The 21,548-nt window shown below is 57.2% G+C and carries 26 protein-coding genes and 1 pseudogene; 8 read left to right on the forward strand and 19 right to left on the reverse strand.

Going from position 1 to position 21,548, the window contains the following annotated elements; genetic code table 11:
• Positions 1–38: 38 nt before the first annotated feature.
• From HIJ39_RS09280 to HIJ39_RS09295, 4 genes are all read right to left on the reverse strand, one after another.
• Positions 39–641: a sugar transferase gene (locus tag HIJ39_RS09280; RefSeq protein ID WP_275107294.1), complete on the reverse strand. Its 603-nt coding sequence runs from the start codon at positions 639–641 to the stop codon at positions 39–41.
• A complete protein-coding gene (locus tag HIJ39_RS09285) occupies positions 638–1,786 on the reverse strand; it encodes a DegT/DnrJ/EryC1/StrS family aminotransferase (RefSeq protein ID WP_169098966.1) in 1,149 nt (382 codons plus the stop codon). The genes HIJ39_RS09280 and HIJ39_RS09285 overlap by 4 nt, the downstream gene beginning before the upstream one ends.
• 187 nt (positions 1,787–1,973) lie before the next feature.
• A complete protein-coding gene (locus tag HIJ39_RS09290) occupies positions 1,974–2,990 on the reverse strand; it encodes a Gfo/Idh/MocA family protein (protein ID WP_338055129.1) in 1,017 nt (338 codons plus the stop codon).
• Between the two features lie 14 nt (positions 2,991–3,004).
• Entirely contained in the window at positions 3,005–4,915 is a 1,911-nt protein-coding gene (locus HIJ39_RS09295; RefSeq protein ID WP_169098968.1) for a polysaccharide biosynthesis protein, read from the reverse strand.
• Positions 4,916–5,074: 159 nt separating this feature from the next.
• Between HIJ39_RS09295 and HIJ39_RS09300 the strand changes: the two genes are divergently transcribed.
• Positions 5,075–5,332, forward strand: coding sequence for a hypothetical protein (locus tag HIJ39_RS09300; protein ID WP_169098970.1), 258 nt, complete (start codon positions 5,075–5,077; stop codon positions 5,330–5,332).
• 40 nt (positions 5,333–5,372) lie between these two features.
• Here HIJ39_RS09300 and ftsH read toward each other — a convergent pair whose 3' ends face one another.
• Positions 5,373–7,175 (reverse strand): ATP-dependent zinc metalloprotease FtsH, encoded by a 1,803-nt coding sequence (ftsH, locus tag HIJ39_RS09305; protein ID WP_169098972.1) that lies wholly within the window; start codon positions 7,173–7,175, stop codon positions 5,373–5,375.
• Positions 7,176–7,322: 147 nt separating this feature from the next.
• On the opposite strand from ftsH, the gene HIJ39_RS09310 reads away from it, so the two are divergent.
• Complete coding sequence (locus tag HIJ39_RS09310; protein ID WP_169098973.1) at positions 7,323–7,835, forward strand: hypothetical protein; 513 nt, start codon at positions 7,323–7,325, stop codon at positions 7,833–7,835.
• On the opposite strand, the gene HIJ39_RS09315 is transcribed toward HIJ39_RS09310, so the two are convergent.
• Positions 7,832–9,172 (reverse strand): transglycosylase SLT domain-containing protein, encoded by a 1,341-nt coding sequence (locus HIJ39_RS09315; protein ID WP_243239474.1) that lies wholly within the window; start codon positions 9,170–9,172, stop codon positions 7,832–7,834. The genes HIJ39_RS09310 and HIJ39_RS09315 overlap by 4 nt on opposite strands.
• Positions 9,173–9,394: 222 nt before the next feature.
• Between HIJ39_RS09315 and HIJ39_RS09320 the strand changes: the two genes are divergently transcribed.
• Positions 9,395–9,868 carry a hypothetical protein gene (locus tag HIJ39_RS09320; RefSeq protein WP_207711579.1) on the forward strand — a complete coding sequence of 158 codons (474 nt, stop codon included), beginning with the start codon at positions 9,395–9,397 and terminating at the stop codon, positions 9,866–9,868.
• On the opposite strand, the gene HIJ39_RS09325 is transcribed toward HIJ39_RS09320, so the two are convergent.
• Together HIJ39_RS09325 and HIJ39_RS09330 are read right to left on the reverse strand one after the other, a co-directional pair.
• Positions 9,829–10,758 (reverse strand): GHMP family kinase ATP-binding protein, encoded by a 930-nt coding sequence (locus tag HIJ39_RS09325; RefSeq protein WP_169098975.1) that lies wholly within the window; start codon positions 10,756–10,758, stop codon positions 9,829–9,831. The genes HIJ39_RS09320 and HIJ39_RS09325 overlap by 40 nt on opposite strands.
• Positions 10,759–10,780: 22 nt before the next feature.
• Positions 10,781–11,842 carry a LolA family protein gene (locus HIJ39_RS09330; RefSeq protein ID WP_169098976.1) on the reverse strand — a complete coding sequence of 354 codons (1,062 nt, stop codon included), beginning with the start codon at positions 11,840–11,842 and terminating at the stop codon, positions 10,781–10,783.
• Between the two features lie 103 nt (positions 11,843–11,945).
• On the opposite strand from HIJ39_RS09330, the gene HIJ39_RS09335 reads away from it, so the two are divergent.
• Positions 11,946–12,386, forward strand: coding sequence for a Fur family transcriptional regulator (locus HIJ39_RS09335; protein WP_338055130.1), 441 nt, complete (start codon positions 11,946–11,948; stop codon positions 12,384–12,386).
• Here the strand turns inward: HIJ39_RS09335 and HIJ39_RS09340 are convergent.
• Both HIJ39_RS09340 and HIJ39_RS09345 read right to left on the reverse strand, forming a co-directional pair.
• Positions 12,370–12,636: a hypothetical protein gene (locus tag HIJ39_RS09340; protein ID WP_169098977.1), complete on the reverse strand. Its 267-nt coding sequence runs from the start codon at positions 12,634–12,636 to the stop codon at positions 12,370–12,372. The genes HIJ39_RS09335 and HIJ39_RS09340 overlap by 17 nt on opposite strands.
• 27 nt (positions 12,637–12,663) lie before the next feature.
• The gene (locus HIJ39_RS09345; protein ID WP_169098978.1) at positions 12,664–13,344 is read right to left on the reverse strand and encodes an N-acetylglucosamine kinase; all 681 of its coding nucleotides are present in this window, start codon (positions 13,342–13,344) and stop codon (positions 12,664–12,666) included.
• Positions 13,345–13,531: 187 nt separating this feature from the next.
• Between HIJ39_RS09345 and HIJ39_RS09350 the strand changes: the two genes are divergently transcribed.
• The 4 genes from HIJ39_RS09350 (at position 13,532) to HIJ39_RS09365 (ending at position 16,188) form a co-directional block, all read left to right on the forward strand.
• The gene (locus tag HIJ39_RS09350) at positions 13,532–14,047 is read left to right on the forward strand and encodes an NYN domain-containing protein (protein ID WP_169098979.1); all 516 of its coding nucleotides are present in this window, start codon (positions 13,532–13,534) and stop codon (positions 14,045–14,047) included.
• 118 nt (positions 14,048–14,165) lie between these two features.
• Positions 14,166–15,311, forward strand: a complete 1,146-nt coding sequence (locus HIJ39_RS24585) for a transglutaminase-like domain-containing protein (RefSeq protein ID WP_338055131.1) — start codon at positions 14,166–14,168, stop codon at positions 15,309–15,311.
• 43 nt (positions 15,312–15,354) lie between these two features.
• Positions 15,355–15,618 carry a DUF3243 family protein gene (locus HIJ39_RS09360; RefSeq protein ID WP_169098982.1) on the forward strand — a complete coding sequence of 88 codons (264 nt, stop codon included), beginning with the start codon at positions 15,355–15,357 and terminating at the stop codon, positions 15,616–15,618.
• Positions 15,619–15,852: 234 nt separating this feature from the next.
• Positions 15,853–16,188 carry a hypothetical protein gene (locus HIJ39_RS09365; protein ID WP_169098984.1) on the forward strand — a complete coding sequence of 112 codons (336 nt, stop codon included), beginning with the start codon at positions 15,853–15,855 and terminating at the stop codon, positions 16,186–16,188.
• On the opposite strand, the gene HIJ39_RS09370 is transcribed toward HIJ39_RS09365, so the two are convergent.
• From HIJ39_RS09370 to HIJ39_RS09405, 9 genes and pseudogenes are all read right to left on the reverse strand, one after another.
• On the reverse strand, positions 16,185–16,886 hold the full coding sequence (locus HIJ39_RS09370; protein WP_169098986.1) for a glucose-6-phosphate isomerase family protein: 702 nt from the start codon (positions 16,884–16,886) through the stop codon (positions 16,185–16,187). The genes HIJ39_RS09365 and HIJ39_RS09370 overlap by 4 nt on opposite strands.
• Before the next feature lie 41 nt (positions 16,887–16,927).
• Positions 16,928–18,187 carry a sporulation integral membrane protein YlbJ gene (gene ylbJ / locus HIJ39_RS09375; protein WP_169098988.1) on the reverse strand — a complete coding sequence of 420 codons (1,260 nt, stop codon included), beginning with the start codon at positions 18,185–18,187 and terminating at the stop codon, positions 16,928–16,930.
• Between the two features lie 296 nt (positions 18,188–18,483).
• Complete coding sequence (locus HIJ39_RS09380; protein WP_169098990.1) at positions 18,484–18,831, reverse strand: type II toxin-antitoxin system PemK/MazF family toxin; 348 nt, start codon at positions 18,829–18,831, stop codon at positions 18,484–18,486.
• Positions 18,809–19,000: a toxin-antitoxin system, antitoxin component, Xre family protein gene (locus HIJ39_RS09385; RefSeq protein WP_169098992.1), complete on the reverse strand. Its 192-nt coding sequence runs from the start codon at positions 18,998–19,000 to the stop codon at positions 18,809–18,811. Before HIJ39_RS09385 ends, HIJ39_RS09380 begins: the two co-directional genes overlap by 23 nt.
• 171 nt (positions 19,001–19,171) lie before the next feature.
• Complete coding sequence (locus tag HIJ39_RS09390) at positions 19,172–19,771, reverse strand: tyrosine-type recombinase/integrase (protein WP_169098994.1); 600 nt, start codon at positions 19,769–19,771, stop codon at positions 19,172–19,174.
• Positions 19,767–19,844, reverse strand: a pseudogene (locus tag HIJ39_RS24100) (LysE/ArgO family amino acid transporter); the annotation flags it as partial. The gene HIJ39_RS09390 and the pseudogene HIJ39_RS24100, both read right to left, overlap by 5 nt.
• Before the next feature lie 32 nt (positions 19,845–19,876).
• Positions 19,877–20,008, reverse strand: coding sequence for a hypothetical protein (locus tag HIJ39_RS24590; protein ID WP_275107296.1), 132 nt, complete (start codon positions 20,006–20,008; stop codon positions 19,877–19,879).
• Between the two features lie 109 nt (positions 20,009–20,117).
• Positions 20,118–20,831 (reverse strand): helix-turn-helix domain-containing protein, encoded by a 714-nt coding sequence (locus tag HIJ39_RS24595; protein ID WP_207711580.1) that lies wholly within the window; start codon positions 20,829–20,831, stop codon positions 20,118–20,120.
• Between the two features lie 192 nt (positions 20,832–21,023).
• The gene (locus tag HIJ39_RS09405; RefSeq protein WP_338055133.1) at positions 21,024–21,413 is read right to left on the reverse strand and encodes a transposase; all 390 of its coding nucleotides are present in this window, start codon (positions 21,411–21,413) and stop codon (positions 21,024–21,026) included.
• Between the last annotated feature and the right edge of the window lie 135 nt (positions 21,414–21,548).

A 21,548-nucleotide genomic window follows, 5' to 3' on the forward strand; every position in this document is an offset into this window, starting at 1 on the left:
TCCGTAAAATGCCGCGTTTACGGGAGAAGCTTGTCCCCCTATCGCGCGCCCTTTTGGCCAACGACTTGACAGAAGGTGCGGCCCAAAATCGCCAAATCCAGCCGAAGGCTCCACTCTTCACAATAGGCCAGATCCAAAACAAGGGTCTCCCCGGTGGTGAGCGTGCCCCGCCCCGACACCTGGGCTAGTCCCGTCAGTCCCGGGCGCATAGCATGGCGGCGATGCATACGGGGCTCGTAGAGGGCCACAATTTCCGGAACTTCCGGGCGCGGACCCACCAACGACATCTCGCCCTTCAAGATGTTAATCAGCTGCGGCAACTCGTCGAGCGACGTACGGCGAAGAAAACGGCCGATTCGGGTGATCCGAGGATCGCCGTCATCCTGAAAAATGTACGAGTCCAGCTCGCTGGCGTCAGGCGGCTGCCATTCCTGTTCCGCGCCCTGGCGCATGGTCCGAAACTTGAAGAGGGTAAATGGGCGGCCATGAAGGCCGATGCGTTGTTGAGAAAAGAGCGCCGGGCCAGGGGAGTCCAGACGCACCAAAATGGCTATGATGAGCCATAGCGGTGCCGAAAGAATGAGCAATGCCGTTGCGCCAGCCACATCGACAAGCCGCTTTATAGCCAGCCCAGCGCTCAATCGCCGACACTCTCCGCCAGTGCGTCTACCACGTCATCCACGTCTTCAAAGCTCATGCTGGGATACAGCGGCAAAGAGATTTCCGAGGCGTAGAAGGTCTCCGCATGAGGAAAGTCATTGGGTTTAAACCCATAGCGACGTTGATAGTAGGTGAAATGGGGAATGGGGATAAAATGCACCGCGGTGCCAATATTGCGGCGCCGAAGTTCCTCAATCACCTGGTCGCGGGTTTTAGACATCACGTCAAGCCGCAAATGGATGGGAAAGAGGTGCCAGGCATGGTCAAATCCGGGGCGTACGGCGGGAACTACGACCGGCAAGAGGCGGAGCCGTTGCTGGTAATGGCTGGCCAATTGAGCCCGCTTTTGCTGCATGGCCTCGAACTTGGCCCATTGGGTCAACCCCATAGCCGCCTCGATGTCTGTCATGTTGTACTTATATCCGGGAGCCATCACGTCGTACCGCCAATCGCCCCCTTCGCTATAGCGGTTCCACGCATTGCGCGACAGCCCGTGCAGCGAGAGGGCGCGAATTCTCTCCGCCATGGCGGCGTCTGGCACGACGAGGGCCCCGCCTTCCCCGGTGGTGAGATTTTTGGTGGCGTAAAACGAAAACGCCGTGAGATTCCCTGAACTGCCAACCAAGTGCCCATCATGGCGACTGCCCAGCGCATGAGCGGCATCTTCAATAATGGCAAGTCCCCATCTATCGCGGATTCGATTGAGACGGACCAGATCTACACTGTGACCGCCGTAATGCACTGGCAGCACAGCCTTGGTACGGCGGGTGATGGCCTGCTCCACCAAATCCAGATTAAGGTTGCCTGTATCCTCATCTACGTCCACCAACACCGGCTTGGCCCCGACCTGATCAATCACGTTGATGGAAGCCGCAAAGGTCATCGGTGTGGAAATCACCTCGTCTCCCGGACCGACGCCGGCAGCCATTAACGCCAGATGCAGTCCGGCCGTACATGAGGACAGCCCCACCACTTCAGGCACCCCAAGATAATCCGCGAGCGCCTCTTCCAACTGCTGCGTTAGACGGCCGCGCGTAATCCACCGAGACATAATCGCTTCACCGACCGCGCGCCACTCATCTTCCCCGACCTCGGGCTGATTGTAAGGGAGAAACGTAGGTCGCATTCACTCCGCCTCCGATATCCGGGACAGGCATGAGCTTGTCCAGGTCTTATGCTAGAAATGGTCCGGCAGCATCGCCGTGCCCGGGGGGTAACATCGGCCGATGCCAACGCCGGATCCAATTTAAACGTATCCAGTTCGCTGCCGGTAAAGACCGGTTTCCCCAGACTCCCAGGCATTCCAAAAAAAGTCAGCGACGTTGAAGAGTTACGGGTTGGCCCGTTTGGCTGGAACGGAGCAAGGCATCGATGACCTCCATCACATGCAGAGCTCCCTGACCTGACAGACGGGGCTTCCGCCCCTCCAAGATGGCCTGCGTAAAGTCTAAAAGCGCGTCAGCATGGCTTTTCCATCCTGAGCGCAAGGGCATCTGGCCAACCTCTGATTTGACAGCCTCCTCGTCATCCTCCGCCACCCGCCAGAAGTCCACTTGCTGGATGCTCGGACCTAAGATCAACGAGCCTTCTGAGCCCACCACGGCCAACCGCTCCTCCAAGTTTCCCTCCGCCACCGATGTGGTGGCGTTGACGGTTACGAGGGCTCCGTTGGCGGCCCGCATGACGCCGACAAAGGTATCATCAACCTCAATGTCGTGGGTAAGGGTGGCCGCGTAGCCAAACACCTCCAGAATGGGACCGGTAAATTCCAGTAGGGTATCCAGCCCGTGCACCGCCTGGTTGTACAACACCCCGCCATCCACTGCCTGCGTACCGCGCCAGGGCGCCGCGTCATAATATGATTGGGGGAGCGACCAGCGCACCGACAAGCTCGCTTCCACCAAGCGACCCAATTTCCCCTCATGAAAGGCCGCTAAGGCCATCGATACCGTGGGCAAAAGCCGATAAAAATGAGATACCGCCAACACCCGGCCCCTTTGCGCGGCCAGATTCACCATATGATCCGCATCTAGCGCGGAGAGCGCTATCGGCTTCTCCACCAACACGTGGAGGTTATGGCCCATCGCCTCTTCCACCAGTTGGCGATGGGTGCCCGAGGGGGTGGCGATAACGACGGCTTCAACGTCCGGAAAAGCTCGGCACATCTCGGACAGCGAGGTAAAAGGAGCTGCATCAAAGGGCACGGCCGCTGCGGCCGCCCTCTCCAAATCCAAATCCACGGTCGCCGCCAAATCCACCACCTGAGTGTGCACCATAGCCTGCAAATGCTTTTGGCCAATTTTTCCGCACCCTACCAAAGCCGCCCGCACTTTTCCCACCTTGGTCAACCCTTTCCTATACGAAATCCTTCATGGTCTATGTGCGGCATCGGCCGTCTGCCCAACCGCCCGGCGTTGTCATCCCAGTTGTACTCGGGCACGATTTCTTGCAGTAACGCTTTGATGCCTTGAGGCGTTTCCTTGGATGCCGCCCGAATCAATTCTTCAATGAGCCGCAGCAGCTCGCGGCGGTTGCCCAGTGGTTCATTGTGAATAAAGATTCTTTCGTGTTGCGTCTCCTGGACCTTATCCCCGTTGATCAGAAGCTCCTCAAAGAGCTTCTCACCGGGTCTAACGCCCGTAAAGACAATATCAATGTCCACCCCCGGCTTCAGTCCCGACAGACGAATGAGATTTGTCGCCAGATCCAAAATGCGAATCGGCTCACCCATATCCAAGACGAAAGTTTCTCCCCCTTGACCCATGGCACCTGCCTGGATGACCAGTTGACACGCCTCATTGACCGTCATGAAATACCGCACCATGTCCGGATGGGTGACGGTGACCGGCCCACCTTGCGCAATCTGCTGCTGAAAGATAGGCACCACGCTGCCGCGACTGCCGAGTACGTTGCCAAACCGCACCGTGACGAAGCGGGTGTGCGACTGACTGGCGTAAATTCCGACCAGAATTTCCCCCACCCGTTTGGAAGCGCCGTAAACGCTGGTGGGATTGACCGCCTTGTCGCTGGAAATAAAGACAAACGTCTGGACGTCGGATCGGTGGCACAAATCAACCAACCGCCATGTGGCGGCCACATTGTTGTCAATTACCTCGTCAGGCTGAAACTCCATCATCGGTACGTGCTTGTGAGCGGCGGCGTGGAACACCACCTGGGGACGATATTTCTCAAAGATTCTTGCCAGACGCTCACCATCGCGCAGGTCAGCCACCAGCGGAACGGTAGGCATTTCCGGAAATCGTTGGCGCATTTCCAAACTCACTTCGAATATGGAGGTCTCGTCCACGCCCAGTAAAAGGAGGGCTTGGGGAGCAAAGGGAGCCACCTGTCGTGCCAACTCCGCCCCGATGGTCCCCCCCGCCCCCGTGACCAACACCACCCGACCAGTGAGGTACCCTGCAATTTGCCCGAGATTAATCACTGCCGGCTCTCGCTGCAACAAGTCCTCGATTTGCACGTCGCGGATTTGGTGTACCGAGACCTGGCCTCCAATCATTTGATTGATGCCGGGCAACGTACGAACCTTGATCCCCATGTCGCGGCATTGCTCCACCAAGGGGCGAATGACACGACCCGATGCCGACGGCATCGCCAATAACACCTGGTCGACCCGATGATCACGCACAACGGTGCGAATCTCGGGCGTTGTGCCCAGCACCTTTAAGGAGGCAATGCGCATCCCCACCTTTTGCACATCGTCGTCCAGAAACCCAATTGCCATGCCCACTTCCGGATGACGGGCCAATTCCTGGGCCACTAGCTGTCCGGCCTTGCCGGCCCCGACAATTAGCACTCGATCTAGCGCCCGCGGCGGATGCGTGCTCCAATTGAAATCATAGAATGATCGCAAGAGGAACCGCCACCCCCCCACCAGCGCCACGGCGAGAATGCCGTACAAGAGATACACGGCCCGCGAATAATACGCCGTGTGGGTCAAAAAGAGCAAGCCGCCCAAAACAATCGTCGAGCCCAGCAGAGAGAAAATGAGCACTTGGGCATCACGAGCCCCCGCATAGCGCCACATGCGATGATAGATGCGGGTGATCCATAAGAGCGCAATGGTAATAAGGGTAAACCATCCGGAAATATGCCAATAGGAGAGGATAAAACGTGAGGGAATGTGGGGGGTATTGAATCGCAAATAGAGCGCCAAATATACCGCAACATTGATTAGGGCCGCATCGGCGAGCATCGAGAGGCCCATTTTAAGATACACGAAAAGCCGTTTGGCCATGCATCCCCCTCATTTCATATGCCCGCGATTCATTATATCACGCGGTCCCCCCTGCTTTCGGACAAGTTCTCCGTCCAAGCCTGGAAATGTATTGTCAGCAGCGGCGAAAGCGCATAGTCTATTAGCGGAACGTGGAGAACTTCTCTGTGAGGGATGCACGTGGCGATCAATGTGGAGCCGTCATCAGCCGACGCCGAATGGGTTACTATCGAGGTCAACCGGGACGATTGCCAACATGCGGTGGTGGCCATTAATCGGGAAGCGTTGAAGTCCATTATCAACACCGACCCTAGACCCCCCGAGATTATTCTAGACCTGCTATGCGAGCGGGCGGTGAAACGCATGCCTGTGCCGAACAGCGCAGACGGAGTGCGCCTCATCACCCCCTACAATCTGGGACTGGTATGGCCAAAATAGTAGAAACAACAACGGCCCTCGGCGAGGGCCGTTTTCTTCTTTAGGTCGTCGCATTTAATATGGCGCGCAACTCGTCTGACTCCAAGGTTTCTTTTTCCATCAACGCCAACGCTAAACGATTCAATGTGTAGCGGTGCTGCAAGAGCAGCGTCCTCGCGCGCTCGTACTGCTCCATGACGATGTGGCGTATGGCCCGATCAATCTTGGAAGCGACTTCATCACTATAGTCGCGTGAGCGCATCAAATCACGGCCCAAAAACACGGCCCCTTGGCTACGCCCATAAGTGAGGGGGCCCAACTCCTCACTCATGCCGTACTCCATGATCATCTGCCGCACCATTTTGGTGGACTTCTCCAGATCGTCGCTGGCTCCGGTGGAAATTTCGCCAAACACAATCTGTTCAGCGGCCCGGCCACCGAGCGACATCGCCACCTTATCGAGAAACTGCTCGCGGGTAATACGGTAGCGGTCCTCGTCGGGCACGGGCATGGTATACCCCATGGCCATGCCCCGTGGAATAATGGTCACCTTGTGAATGGGATCGCCGTGCGGCACGAGCATCCCCACCAAGGTATGGCCCGACTCGTGAAACGCCACCACCCGCTTTTCAAAGGCGGAGATGACCCGCGTCTTCTTTTGAGGACCAGCCATGACCCGTTCCGCCGCCTCGATAAAGTTTTCCATGGTGATACGGCGCTGCCGATTGCGGGCAGCCAACAAAGCGGCCTCGTTAGCCAAATTAGCGAGATCCGCGCCGGTAAACCCGGGCGTGCGCTTAGCAATCGTGCCAAAGTCCACATCGTCCGCCAGCGGCTTGTTTTTCGCGTGCACGCCAAGAATCTGTTCCCGCCCGGCAAGGTCCGGCGGGTGCACCACAATCTGCCGGTCGAAGCGGCCTGGCCGCAGCAAAGCGGGATCTAACACATCCGGGCGGTTGGTGGCCGCCATGAGAATGATGCCCTCGTTTACGCCAAATCCATCCATCTCCACCAACAACTGGTTGAGAGTCTGCTCACGCTCATCATTGCCGCCGCCATAGCCGGCACCCCGCATGCGGCCGACGGCATCCAACTCATCAATAAAGACAATACAAGGCGCGTTTTTCTTGGCCTGTTCGAACAAATCACGTACTCGGGAAGCACCAACCCCCACAAACATCTCCACGAAGCCCGAACCGCTTTCCGAGAAAAAGGGCACCCCCGCTTCACCGGCGACAGCACGCGCCAAGAGCGTCTTCCCGGTCCCGGGCGGTCCGAACAGCAAGATGCCCTTGGGAATGCGGGCACCCATCTCCAAGTAGCGTTTAGGATTGCGAAGAAAGTCAACAACCTCTTCCAATTCCTGCTTCTCTTCCTCAACCCCGGCCACGTCCTTGAAGGTCACCCGCGGCTGGTTGTCCGCAATCAAGCGCGCTTGCGAGCGGCCAAAGGACATCATGCGATTGCCGCCTTGGGTCTGCCGCATGAGGAAGAACACCATGGCTACCACAATCACCAACGGCAAGACGTCGCCCAAGATCGTCAGCCACAGACCCGAACCCGCCGGTTTTTCCACGGTGACGTCGGCATGTGCGGAATTCAGCTTGTTGCTTAACGCATCGGTGGACCCTGGGGCGTAAACGGTGACATAATGCTTGCCCGATGTTGTCACCCAATCCACGTTGTACGATGCGGGGTCCACGGTAGCGCGCGCCACTTGATGCTTGGCTATGCTCTGAACAAGCGTGCTATAGGGAGCTTGGCTCACTTGCTGGGCAGGGGCGTTGAAAAACTCCATCAACACCGATACCACCAGCACAACAAAAACAATCGTGAGAAGCCCTCTAAGCCAGCGATTCTGCATTAGGACCGTCCTCTCTAATTCCTCTCCCTATAGTGTAACGTAAAATGACCGAAAAGAACCAGCGTTGCCCATTGTCTGAAGCAGATCCCTCTCGGGAACACTATTGACGTGGTTGGTACAACAGTCGTCCAATCCGGAGGGGACAGAATGGAGAAGTGGCGCTGGGCATTGGCCGCGGGGATCTGGGTGCAGGCGTGGATTGCGGAACCGTGGCTTTTGAGCTACCTTCCTCTTCCCGCACCTCTCGGCCATCTCTTCATGTGGAGAAAAGTCTGGGGCATGCTTTTGGTTCCAGCGGTCGTGACCCTCCTGGCGCTTATACCGGAGGTCACGACCGAGGACTCGTCGCGCACTGCACCCTGGTTTAGCCTTTCCTTAAGCATCATAGGGATGGTCTGGCAAACCCAGTATCTCCTCCATCATCTCCCGCCGGACCGGACCTTTGCTGTCGCCGAACGGTGGATTTCCGCAGCCATTGCCCTAACCTCACTAACGATCTCCCTATCCTCGCCACGCGAAAACGCGCCACCCGCCCTGGAAATTCTGGCGAGCGCCGCGTTGGTATTAACCTTCATCGCGCGGCCACCATGGGCCGTTGGCCTCAGTCTCAGCGTGCTCGGGGTCACCGTCGTCCTATTGCGTCGGCCCACCGCGCACTAATAGCTGGAATACAGCGCGTACAGAGCCATCACGTTGCGCACATATTGTTGCGTTTGTGGATACGGCGGGATGCCGCCGTACTGCTGCACCGCCCCAGGACCGGCATTGTAGGCCGCTACGGCCAGCGCCGTATTGCCTTGAAACATCCCCAAGAGATAATGGAGGTAATAGGTACCCAACTCCACATTGTCTTCAGGATTATAAAGCTCCTGATCCACCGTGCTGGCGGACAGACCCACCGCGTGAGCAATGTCCTGCGCCGTGTAGGGCTCAATCTGCATCAACCCCACTGCACCGGCGACACTAACCACGTGGGCATTGCCGCCCGATTCCTGGGTAATGACGGCGATAATCAACGCCGGCGGTACGCCCCACTGGTCGCCAATGGGCTTTACCAGTGGATACATGGCGTTATAAAGTGCGCGTCGGGACATGCCCCCGGCATTAAATTGGCTGAGCAACGCTTGAATCTGCGCCACCAAACCGGCAATTCTCGATTGGAGACCTGCCATCCCTGAGGCCAGTTGAGCCCGCTGTGCTTGAAGCTGGCTGTAGAGCTGCTGACGCTGGGCCAATCCCGAAGACACTTGAGACGCTTCCTGCTGCGCCTGGGCCTTCAGCACCACCGCGTGCTCCCGTTCACGGGCCAACAACGTTTGTTCATTCACCAACAGCGCCTTATGCTGGGCGATGGAGGCTGCCGCTTGGCTCAAAAAGAGCTTCTCACGCTTCAAGTTGGCCTGCGCCAATGTGTAGGCTGCTTTCTCCCGCTTAATGACGTTGACCTCATGGGCTGCCTGTCCAGCAAGTTGGCCCAAAAGCTGAGCCCGACTGATGAAATCAGAAAACGAATGAGCCCCCAAAATTACATCCAAGTATCCGACCGATCCTCGCTCTTCGATGAGCTGCAGTTGACCCGACAGCAAGTTGGTTTCGTGCACCAAGGAGCGCTTGGTTTGTGCCAATAGCAAGGTCGTATGGTTGTAATCGGCAGTAGTGGCGGCCAACTGCTTTTCAGTGTCGGTCAATTGGGCTTGGGTGGAATTCAAGAGGTTCTGGGTCACAGCAATATTATGATCGGTTTGGGCGATCTGAACCGAGGTGCTGCCGATTCGCTGCTTAGCCTGGGCCAACGCGTTGTTCAGCTGACTCATTTCCGACTCGGTGGTAGCAATCGCCTTTTGCGTCTGATTATATTGCTGCTCCTCTGCCGCCAATTGACGCTGCGCCTGCGCTTCCTGATTCTGCAGTTGCTGAAGCGACGCGCCATAAGCCACCGGTCCGGCGGCCATGAAGACCAATCCAGAAATCGAGGCAATGAGCGCCCTACGTTTCAATCCTTTGGCTCCTCCTCACGACAAAATTCGACGATACACCAAATACGTCTAGGTGGTAAAAGTTTCTTTTCGACACAAACAGCATAGATTCCTTCCCAAATGGCCAATTTTTCCACGGGAACGGGATCATTTGCCAAATTGGGACAGACATGGCATGTAACCCAAGGACGTACATTTCCGTAGCCAATCCCTTCATGGGGAACGGCCAAGGAGGTGGACTCTTTGCAAGACAACCGGCGTATTTGGATTGCAGGTATTATCGGGACCGCATTGTTCGCACTGGTCATGGACCTCATTCCTAGCCTACACGGGCCGAAGCTGAACATTGCGCTTTGGGACGGCACCTTTGTGACGCTGAACCTAAGCGTCGCCATCATCGTAGGTTATGTGTTGGAATTTCTTATCGGAGTGGGAATGGCTGCCCTGTACCATAAATATTGGTCCTTTGGTCCGGCCAATCCCGTGATCCGCGGCATCCTATTTGGCTTGGCAGTCTGGTTGGCCTTTATGGCCATCGGCGTCCCCATTTTCGACCGTATCAGTCCGTTGGTGCAAAATGGCCTTTTGCTGGGGCCGGGGGCCTTTTTGTGGCGCATGGGCATCATGGCTCCCATCACCTGGCTGGTTGCGTCGTTGGTCTACGGATCAAGTGTCAGCTACGTGATCGAACGAACCCCGAGTCTCTCGGAGCGTTGATGCTTGTGCCCCTGGCCGGACCAGCGAGCATGCGGCACAAGACCTACATTGATGCGATAGACAAAGCCTAGGTTAAGACTCCACAAGCGTTGCTCCAGCCGGCGCACGAGGCGACTCGGCGCCGCCTGGGGCACCACCATGCCGCGCACCGTACCGCTATGACCGATAACCACCCCAACCCCTTCCTCGGCGGCCAGGTCCAAGAATCGCGCCAACCCTTCGTCAGGCTGGCGCTCCAAGTCCACCTCGGCCGAGAGGCGCCCCGCCTGCCCCAAGAGTTCCACGCGATGTTCTGAAACTCCACGCCGAACTAAATCCAAAGCTTCTTGCAGTCGCCGCTGATGGGCGGGCTCATAGGGCTTCCGAACCCGATGATGATCTTCCGTATTAATCCGGCCGGGGCCTAACGCCCCGATAATCAGCGCCGGCGGCGCCGTCCCCAGCCGTTCCAACAGCTTTCCGGTCAGGGGATTAAACGCCACCATGCTTGGATACATAATGCCATCCGTAGGATCCAATGCTGCAGCACGTCGAGCGATGTCGGGCGCTTGAATGCGGATGCCGTAATAAGCGGCTGCCGCGCGAAGCGAAGCCACAATGTCAGCCGAGCTGGAAGCCATGCCCTTCCCCACTGGCAATGCGGATTGAATGACCAACACGCCTCCCGGCGGCTTTTTCCAGTCAGCCAAGGCTTGTTCCACCGCTTGCCCTGCCTTCCGTCGAGAGGGGGGCCAAATGTCGAGCCTGTCGTCGTCGCTTGCTGTAAATGTAGCCCGTGTGCCCCAGGCGATAGGTAACGTAATTAAGAAGTGCGTATCTGCAATTTGTCCCTGTACCAGTTCGCCAAAAGTCCCCGGGGCAAATCCCCAACCCGGCTGCTGCCCGTCCATGCGTTCCTCCTGGGTTTCCTTCTCACGGGGAAGTCGGACTCGCCGTGTCGCCCCACACATTAACCAACGAGTCTACCACGTTGGTCGGTCCTTCGACCACCACCAACGTCTTGTTAAGCGTCAACGCCGCCATCTCCCCGCCATTTGGCATCGTGCCCACCTTGACGCTAACCAGCCCCACCGTCTCCGTGACCATGGTCATCCCGGATGGTGGCTTGAAATGGTCTGACTTAGCTTCGGTGATGAGAACCGGCTGCCCATTCTGCGTCTGGTAGCTTAGCAAGACCACGCGCGCTGATTGCTCCGTGTCCACGTTGACATTGTTCAGCACCAGTGCGCTGGAGCTGGGCGGTAAAACAATCGGAAAGGAAACTTGGGAGCGCGCCAGGTCCAACTCCGTCCCCTGGGCTGTCAATGCCACCTCCGGTTTCACGCCGGCTGGCGGCTGAAACGAATAGGTTGAGGCAGGGATGGTGGAATTGATTACCACGTGCGAGGGGGTCTCTTGGAGCGTCCCGCCGCGCCACTGTGATTCCCAACGCAACGGTGTGTTGGTGGTAAGGTCGAACCACAGCGTGGTCTTGGCCTTAATGCTGGTCGTCACCGGCGAAATCATATGCAAAATGACCTCGCGTGGCTTAACCGTCACCGAGGTAGCGTGGCTTTTGGCCACCAGGCTTGCCAGGTCGGTGCCAAGCACCCGAAATTGGGTCCAAGACGGTGGCTCGGCGGTCAATACCGAATAGTGCTTGGCCCCACTTTGATACACCACCGTATTAAGACCATTGTCCACAACCTCATAGGGTTGGCCGCTTGAGGGTGCGACGTCAAGGCGAAAACTCTCGGGATTGGACTCACTCCACAGCTTGACGCGATATGTCTGGCGCGCATGACCCTTCCGATACACCACCTCGGTGATGTCTTCACTGACGGCATGCCAGTTTGATATGCGCGCCAACACCTCTTTTTTGACCTGCTGTGGGGACATGCCATGAGAAATTGGCTCTGGCCCGTGCTTCGCGCCACAACTGGTCAACAGCACTGCCAAAGCCAAGGAGCCCCACATCGCCGCTCGTGCATTCATACTCCCATGGTATCGCTCCCCAAGCGCTTAGACAAGCGCTCCGGCGTTGAGAAAAAACGGGTTTTGACATATGATGCAAATGCGCACGGGAGGTGATGGCAGCGTGCCAAAAGCTGGCGAAAAAGAATTCATCCAATTATTGCGAGACCACCGTATGCGGGTGACTCCCAACCGCCTAACTGTCTTTCGGGCCATGCAGTCGAGCAAGGCTCCGTTGACCGTTTCCGATTTAGCCATCAAGGTCGAGCATTCGGGACTGAATACGGCCACCTTATATCGCATTATGGAGACCTTAACCGAACTTAAAGTGGTCCATCCCGTACTGCAATCCCACCAAAATGTGGCCTATGAGCTGGTGGAGCCGTTTGCCCGCCATCATGACCACCTTATCTGTCGCCGTTGCGGGCGGACCATCGACATTTACGATTGCCGCCTAGAGGATGCCTTAAAGGCCATTAGCGAGGATCGAGGCTTCCACATCGATTTTCATCAAATGGAAGTCCATGGGCTTTGCCCGGAATGCCAGATTACTCCACACCCGTAAGGCGTGAATCGCGTTTGAGAACCTCGCGGAGAGCCCGCGTATTCTTTCCCCGAGTTCCAATTGCCGTCAGTACGGCGCCTGCCACAGGACGAAGTTCGGTAATCCGTGCATTAGCCATGGGACGGTCTCGGTTGAGCCTCTGGAAGAACGCATCCTTCAAATGCGGAGCTTGGCCAAGCCATAGACTACCTGCCAACACCACCTCAGTGGGAGCCTGATCCATATGCAAGAGCCGGGCGCAGCCAATCACGCTTTCGGCGATGGCATCTCCATTCTTCTAAATTCGTTGCGCCACCCGATCTCCCCCAGCGGCTGCCTGAAAGCAAAACGGGACCACAATGAAAAAATGGGTTTCGGGAATTTCGTGGAAATATAGAGCGCGACTTAACGCGGCATAGTCGGGGACGCCCAACAGATTGAGCACCATCGCCTCCAATATCGTTTTCTCGCCGCGCAATTCCGCGCTGCGAAAGGCCGCATGAAGAACCTCGCGGGCAACGTCGATGCCACTGCCATAGTCGCCCCATTCGTAACCTAGCCCGCCCACATGGCGGCGCTCCCCGCTTGGGCTCACCCCGAAGGTGTTCCAAGCCGTTCCGGCGACGGCGACAATGCCCGTTCCCGATTCGCTGCCGGCCGTGAGCGCAATTTCCGCGTCATTGAGTACGGTCAACGAAGCCAGCGGCAGACGCCCCTTCAATCCGCTCGTTAACGCGTCCACATCCTCAGGAAAATCCGCCCCGGCAAGGCCAAAGACCGCAGCGTCAATCGCGTCCCAGCCGAGTCCACTCTGTTTGCGAACCTCTTCGGCAAGGCTCGTCAAGGTGTCGAGAGCTTCGGTCATCCCCACAGCCTGGTGGTTCGACGCACCAGCGCGTGCCCAACCCAGAACGTCGTGGTCGGATACCAGGAGTGCCTCGGTCTTGGTACCGCCTCCGTCCACCCCCAACCAGGCCATGCCCATCCTCCCCTCATGCCAAGCATATGGCGCCTTATTTCGGGAAAAACTCTTCTCGGCGTCTTAACTTGTCCTTTCAGACCACCCGAAAATACGTCATAATGATACAAAATCCTGCGGTCTCCCACGAAACTGGGAAGCGGGAGATGTGTCCAGAATCAAAATCCGTGCGAATAGGTGGGAGAACGTGGATTACCACAATGAACGAGTGGCCATTTTCGTAGATGGCGCCAACATGTTTTACGCACAGCGCGTCTTGGGATGGCATCTCGATTTCGCCCGCGTGATTGAGTACTTCACGCGAGGACGGCAGCTGTACAACGCGTTTTACTATACGGGTGTGCAGGTCCCTCCGGACAATAGTCAGCGAGACTTCTTAACCGCATTGCGGCATTTGGGATTCACCATTCGCGAGAAGTCAATCAAAGAGACGCTTGATCAAAGTTCGAATGCGGTCATCCGGCGCGCCAATCTCGACATCGAAATCGTGGTAGACATGTTCAACACCGCCACCCGTTACGACCTGGCCATTCTCATGAGCGGCGACGGGGACTTTGAGCGTGCTGTAGAATTGCTCCGGTCCAAGGGCAAGGAGATTGTGGGCGTGGGAACGCGCGGCATGATTTCCTCTGAACTAGAAAATGCCTGTGACCGTTATGTCAAACTGGAAGATATCCGCTCCGAGGTGGAGAAAATCCGCTGATAGCTCTCGGAGCGGTGTTCTTACGTGCCCGCGCCCATGCCCTCCACAGTAGATGCCGGTTTCCCGTTTATCCAAAGGCGATTATAATGGGGGGAAGGATTGGCCAGGAGGTGACCTAGTGACATCGCTTTACCGCCGCTCTGCAGTTGCGGCAGCCACTGCGCTCGCACTCTTTATCGGGACGCCAAGCATGGCTTTGGCAGCAACCGTTTCCGGAAACAGTGCGCCCGCCGTCACCTCGCTTCCGGCGTATTACGGATTCACCAAAACCGTTACCATCACCAACACCGGCAACGCGCCCGCACTGAATGTGACGGCACGGGTCGTTCTGTTGGCACCGCCGACAGCTTATGCGCATGTGACATTATCCGGCTATTCCCAGGAGCCTTCCTCCACGTATAAGGACAGCTACGGCAATCTTATTGGAGAATACCGCTGGTCGGAAATTCAACCCCATCAGTCCATCACGCTGACTTTGCATTATCAAGCGACCTCGTCTGACGTGTCGTATCACCTTCCGTCCACGTACGGGTCATACAACACTGCTTCCAAGGTGTACCGCGAATACACCAACCCGCATCTTGAAGCAAAACAGGTGGATACGGACGCCGCCCCCATTAAGGCAGAGGTCCAGGCGTTGGTCGGCAATATGACCAACCCCTATCAGCGGGCGCAAACGCTGTTTAACTGGGTGGCACAAAATATCCGGTACAACTATTCCCTCCAGGCCTCGGGGTCCGCTTTGGCGACGTTAGAGAGTCGGTTGGGCATCTGCAGCGATATCGCCGATCTCTACGTCTCCATGCTTCGCACCGATGGCATTCCCGCGCGTTTGATTGGCGGTTACGTCACCAATAACGGGGATGGGCAAGGGGGATTCCACCAGTGGGTGGAGTTCTATCTGCCCCACACCGGATGGGTGGTTGCCGATCCGACCTGGGGAAAATATGGGTATTTTGCTTCGCTGCAAGATGACTGGCACATCCCCCTCTATGACGGCATTCGCCCGGATATCTCCGTCCATTGGCGATATGCCAAGAGCCAGACGGCTAGTCCGTATCTGGCTATCCATTATCACTACCAGTTCAACACCGAGCAAAGTCCGGCGGCCAGCCGCCACGTCAAGCTCCCGCTCGTTTCGGTGACTCCGCCGGTAGCCAAGCATCAAATGGTGGCCCGTACGGTGGAGTCTGAATGGCAACGTGTGCTGTCGGCAGTGCGGCAATATTTTCTTCGTTTGAAAATCGCGTTGGAATCGTTGTAGTACTTTGACTCCGCCAGGGAAAGCTAGCGGCGGAGGTGGTTTGATGTCCCCGACAGATATGACGCCCCAATCACTCCAAGATGTCTGGGATTGGGTCCGAAATCGGTTTGATGATAAGGAGGCAGCCCATATGGATGCCATCCTGGTACAAATCGGCAACCGGGTCGCCGCGAATCCGCCCCCCAATCTCAGTCCTGAGGACCAGATGGTTCTGGAGGCTTGGCAGTCGGCCTCACCTGACGATCGTCACCGATTGGCGCAACTCTTTATGCGGACGGTGGGCCATCAAGAATTTGACGACATGTAGAAAGGGCGGCCTTCCGGTCGCCCTTTTTTTCATTATCGCGTTCTGGGTTGGAGAATCCATGCCCGCCATCCAAGGCGGTTCACGCCTTAACACCTTCCAGTGTGGCTTGTCTCTTAAGTCATCGCGAGACTTTATATCATTCGTCGGCACTTCGGGATTTGTGTTCCCAACTTCCAATCACTGCCGGTTTGTTCCCGGAATAGCTGAGGCACAATATTTCCGGAGGTGACGACCGTGCCGCAAACTTGGGCTTGGTTCCATAACCCTCGAACGGTATTGTCGCTGGTTCGCAAATTGGGAGAGGGCACACGCGTATCATTACTGGTTAGAGATCCGGAAGCTCAAGAAAGCGTCATGGTGATGGGACCCCTTAGCCGAAACATGGCCTGCTATCCCTTCCTCGATGTACGGTACCAAATTCGCCGCTTCGGCATTACAAAATCGTTGGCCGAACATTACACCCGGGTGATTGCTCGCGGGGGTGTCGTTGTTTGTATCGAGTCGGCCGATTCTGACGCCCTCGGTGTATTGCACGACCTGGACGCTCAAGATGTCCTCGCCCCCGCCTAATAAGGGTGTAGAAAACGAAATCGCTCGGGCCACTCCAAAAGCGCCCGATACAAGTCCCGCCCGCCAGTGTCGGGCGGGGCCATCACCGCATTGGACAGCTCTTTAACGCGCGGATGGGCGCGATAATGTGGATTGGGCCGAAGGCCCTCGGGGCTTCCATAATAGCCTGCCCCCCGATGGCGGGCGACGGATTCAAAATCACCTATCGTGTCCGCGGCATGCGCTTCCGCCACCACTAACGGGATTGACCCCACATTCATCACGGCATGAATATGGCCCGGTGGCAAAATGGCCCGTTCGCCCGCTTCTAGGCGCAGCCGTGCTGCCGTGTGCAGACGGTCAAAGCTGTCCACCTTTTGTAGAAGAACCCAGGCGCTCCCTTGCATGATTTCGATAATGGCGGCGAACGGCGTCCGACGTGGCCCAAGGTGGAGATGGGCGGGAAAGGTGACCCATTCCCGACCCAAGAGTCCTGCAGCGAGCTCCAAGATGCCGTATTGAAGTCCCAACTGCTCCCACAACCGTCGATCGGCATGACGGGAGACAGCGCTGTAATGGCGGGCCACCATAGGCGGCCCGCTGCTGTCGGGATGTTCCAAGAAGGGACGGACTTGATCGAGATGCCACGTCCGAATGACCAGCGGTGAAACGTCACTTGCAAACCGTACGGATGTCTGGTCGTCTGATGCCCCTGTCACCGCCGATACCTCCCTTGCTTTGGCTATCCTACCACAGGGATTTAGCGATAGCGAAGGTTAAGAATCCCGCGGCGAATTTCTCGCACCACACCGACAACCACCGCCCCACCCACCAGGCTTGCGAGCGAAAGACCAACCAGAATGATGGCCATGTGTAGTCCGTCCAGTATCATTCCTCCCGGAGGTCCTTGCACCAGGAAATCCCGAGAGGAGAATGCCGGCAAGGCCAGCCCTCCAAATGCCGCTTCCACAGGTCGATAGAACACCACCGTCATGATGCCGGCATACACCGCGTGAAGCGCCCGGGCGGCAAAATATGGCTTCATGGAAATGTCGGTATCGGCGAGTACCGAAGCCACCTGCCCGTGAACGGAGAGCCCAGACCAAGCGATGATGCCCGACACTAATACCAGCTTTTGCAGCAGCGGCGCGGACGCATGGGCTGCCGCCGCCGAACCTAAATCAATTTCAAACAGCCCCTGGATGGCAGCATTGACCAAATGCGGAGACAAGCCGGCCAAACGCAAAAGAGCGCCAAAGGGCACCTCTAATACATTCATAAGGCCTGTCGCGCTCAGAACCCGAATCAGCACCGCAAACAGCACCATAAAACTCATAATCATAAAGAGTGTCGACACCGAGTCCGAAATGGCCTCGTTGAGCACCTTACCCATAGCCCGGCCATCTTCTGCGCGGCCCCGCATCATCGCGTCTACCGCCCGATGGTGAATGCCGCGAACTACGACACCCTCTTTGGCCTTCTCGCCTTCTCGGCGCTTATAGAAGCGGAAGGTCAGCCCCACCATCAATACCGAGGCATAATGGGCCAAAGCGAGAACCGCGCCCAGGCCCGGCATGCCAAACATGCCCACCGCCACGGCGCCGAAGATAAATAGAGGATCGGCGCTGTTAGAAAATGCTAAAAGCCGCTCCCCCTCGGTCTTCGTGCAGAGGTCCTGCTTGCGGAACTTGGCCGTCAGCACCGCATCCATCGGATACCCGGCCGCCAGCCCCATGGAAAACACGAAAGACCCCACACCGGGCACATTAAAGATGGGGCGCATCAGGGGCTCGAACCAGACGCCCAAATAATGCACCATACCCGTCGACAGCAACACATCCGATAAAATAAAGAAGGGAAGCAGTGAAGGAAACACCACTTCGAAAAACAGCTTCAACGCCCCAACCGTGGCGTGATATCCATGCTCCGAAAAAACAATTAGCATAATCGTCAACAGCAGCATGGTAAAGCCAGTGATCATCGTCGCTGTACGATTCGGCTGTTTCTCGTTCTCGTCCATTGCGCCACCTCAATCTTGGGACTTCCCTTCATGCTATGTCCCAGAAAAGGAGGGTATGCCGCAACGCGGTGGTCCATAGTGGCACGGAAATGGGGCGTGAGGTAAAGACAACTCACCCCGAACAATCGCCGTTGGCACCTCTTCCAACGTCCGAGTCTTGAGTCCCGTCGCTAGGGTACTAACCCTCGAATCGTCCTGATTCGCACCGTGAAGTAAATAGCCCATAGAAATGGTCCCGGCAGGTAAACTTTTCGGCGCTCGTGCGAAAGCGAAGAAGGGGCAACACATGGCGACCGTCAATTGGCCAAAACTGCGCCCAACTGCTCCTTGGCACTGTTCCAGTCATCCGGGGTGAGTCGTCCGAGCGCTCGCAAAATCAGGGATTCGTGCACTGTGACCAGCTTGCCAGTTCGGAGCAATGACGGCTTGAGCAACCCGGCCTCCGACCAATGACGCAACGCCATGTCCCCGGGTCCGTCATGCACTTGACTCGTCACTGCTGCCAGTACGATATCGTGCGTTGCCTCCTGGTAAGACCGGCGGCTCACGACTACGGCCGGCCGCTTCTTGGAGGCGTCGAGGGAGGTAAAGGGAAACGATATGAGCACCACAGAACCGGAATCATAGACGGTCATAATCGGCATCGCTTTCGTTATCCCAGAAGCTAAAAGCCGCCTCGGCCAGCTTAAGCCGGGCCCAGTCTTCAGGCTTCAGCCGAAGAACCTCGCGCAGCCGCGCAAGAAGACGTGCCTTGTCGCTCTCGGGCAACGCGACGATTTCTTCGATGATGCGTTCTAGGCTGGCGGACATCATCTCACACCTTTCCTTACCTTTACCACTAGTATAGATCACAGGAACGCGGCCTACCGCCGTCAGTGTGAACAGGAGCGATCGCATTCTGCGGTCTTTCTTTACAGCGCTTGCGTCTACTTCACCGGGAGGGCATTAAAGCCACCTGTGCACCTGAAAGGACCCACGAACCTATTACTGGACGAAGTAGCGTTGATAGGCTTGGTGCCGTGTCTCGCCGCTCAACACGGCATAGAGCTGGGTCGTCTCGGGCTTCTTATGGCCTAAAATGGATTGTAGGGCCACCAGTGCCCCTTGATTCAACAACGTGGTGGCGAGAGTGTGGCGCATCGTGTGGGGATGAACTTTTTCCGCCAAGCTGCATCGCTCGGCCACTCGCTTAAAGACCCCTTGCAGTCCGTGAATAGACAGCCGATGGGGAGATCGCTCTGTCACCCACAGGGCGGGATCCGCGTGCTGGCGCTCCGCAAAATACCGCGCCATCCAAATCCTCGCTTTGGATCCGAGGTAGGCTTCGCGTTCTTTGTTGCCTTTTCCCACCACGACGACGCTGCCCCGCTGCCAATCCACATCTCGGCGGTTCAACCGCGCGGCTTCGCCGACACGGCAGCCTGTGGCAAAGAAAAACTCGATGACCGCATGTTCCAGCGTCGTCCCGCAGCGTGTGCATGACCTGGCGCCGGAGCGTCCAATACGCCCTGGCGGCGCCGTCGGATGTCTCCGGATGAACCGGGGCCCGCCACGATTGCCACCCCATCCAGCCCAGGAAAACAATCCCTAACAGCGTCAGGATCTCTTTCAGCATGGGGGCCACCACGAGCACCGCACTCACACCAAGCACCGCCATCCCAATGAGAATCGTATCCGAGAGGGCGGCTGTTACCACCAGGGCACCGTGCGCCGATACTGGCGGTGGGTCGTACCTTGGCTCATCACCAACGTATTCTGCGGCCCCAACGGAAGAATCAACGCTAACGCTAACAAAAATCCATGAAGGAATGCCAAGTCCATTGCAAAACGCCTCCTAGCGGTTCCGTGTCGCCCCGTTCTGATCGTTCTGGGCTAGCCCGTCTTTTCGAGCGGAATCGGGTCGGTCGCAATCCGCAGGCTACTGGTATCATCACTCCGATCGACGTCGCGTGGCCGACCGATACTGGCTGGGCGTCTCCTGCTCGTATTGACGAAACAAGCGCGTCAAGGCGGATTGATGGGCGAATCCCACCTGCAGGGCAATATCCTGGATGGAGAAATCGGTCGTCCCCAGCAATTCTTTGGCCTTATCCAGACGGACGTGTTGAATATAAGCGCACGGGGTCATGCCCGTGTGGCGCTTAAACCAGGAGGTATAGGACGACGTCTCATAGTGCTCCAGCGCGGCCAAGGTGTCCACCGTAATCGGGTGATCGTAATGGTCATGGATGTACCGAATCGAGGCGGACTGCTGATCGCGAAACAAATAATGCGCCAGATACGGATACAGCAATCCCGCGGCCGCCGCATTCCGCTCCCGCACGAGGAGGGTGCGAATGCCCCGCCAGGTCGCATCGATGGGGCGATCAAAGCTGTGGGTGAATCCCCCCGCCGCATAGGGAATTTTCTGGGCCGGGATGTCGGCCACGAGGCACTGATTAGGGACATTGGCATAAAAGCGGTGCTCGCACCGGGGTGGAATAAACAAGAGGGTGCGGTCATCCAGCTCAACACTGTGGGATTCGGTCCTGATCCACACTGCCCCCTGGAGCGGCATCACGAACTGGGCATACCCATGGGTATGCGTGTCCGGTCTCCGCGCGTACGTCCGTTGTGTCACCGTGATGTCGTTGAGCTTGGTCACCGGATCACCGTCTCCTTCCCGTGCGCATGCCTCGCCGCCGTACGGTTGACTGATTTTGGGCAAAAAGACCCGACTTTGAGGAAAACACGCCACCATGTCTACACGTAACATAAATGCCGACGGGGCCGTCTCAATAGTCACCCGCACGGGTGACTGGGGCGGACATCGATGACAGTCGAGTGGCCCTCGCTCCTATCCAGCGAGGGTCGCTTGCTTCAAAAGGTTGTGGGCCACGCTCAGGAGGCCCCATTCCGTTTGGACTTTGGCCAATCCACGCAAGAGAAATCGTCGAAACTGCCGATCCTCTTTGATGTGACCCCAGACACTTTCCACCTCGACTCCGCGTCGCTTGACCGTGGCCATGACCTCCGGGACTTTGAAGCGTTCGCGGACTTCTTGTTTATACCGACGGAGCAGCGGGCTGATTTGAATCCGACGATACTCGGCCATGGTGCACTCGGCTTTCAAGGGGCAGGTCGGACAGTCGTGCGCTTGGTACACGCGCAGGGTCGCCCGATACCCGTTGTCCGAGCGGGCCTGTTTCAGTCCTTGAAACGTGAGACGCCGGCCGGCGGCACAGATCCATTCGTCGTGGGTGTCGTCATACTGTTTTCGCTAACTCATATTGGCTAAACCATAACTGGTAGGTAAAGAGGGGCCTCGGGGCTTGGCTGTGGTAGCGAGTGCCCCTTGAGCGCCCTCCTCCCCGTAGAACCG

It is taken from the genome of Sulfobacillus harzensis (assembly GCF_012933365.1).
GTDB lineage: Bacteria > Bacillota > Sulfobacillia > Sulfobacillales > Sulfobacillaceae > Sulfobacillus_B > Sulfobacillus_B harzensis.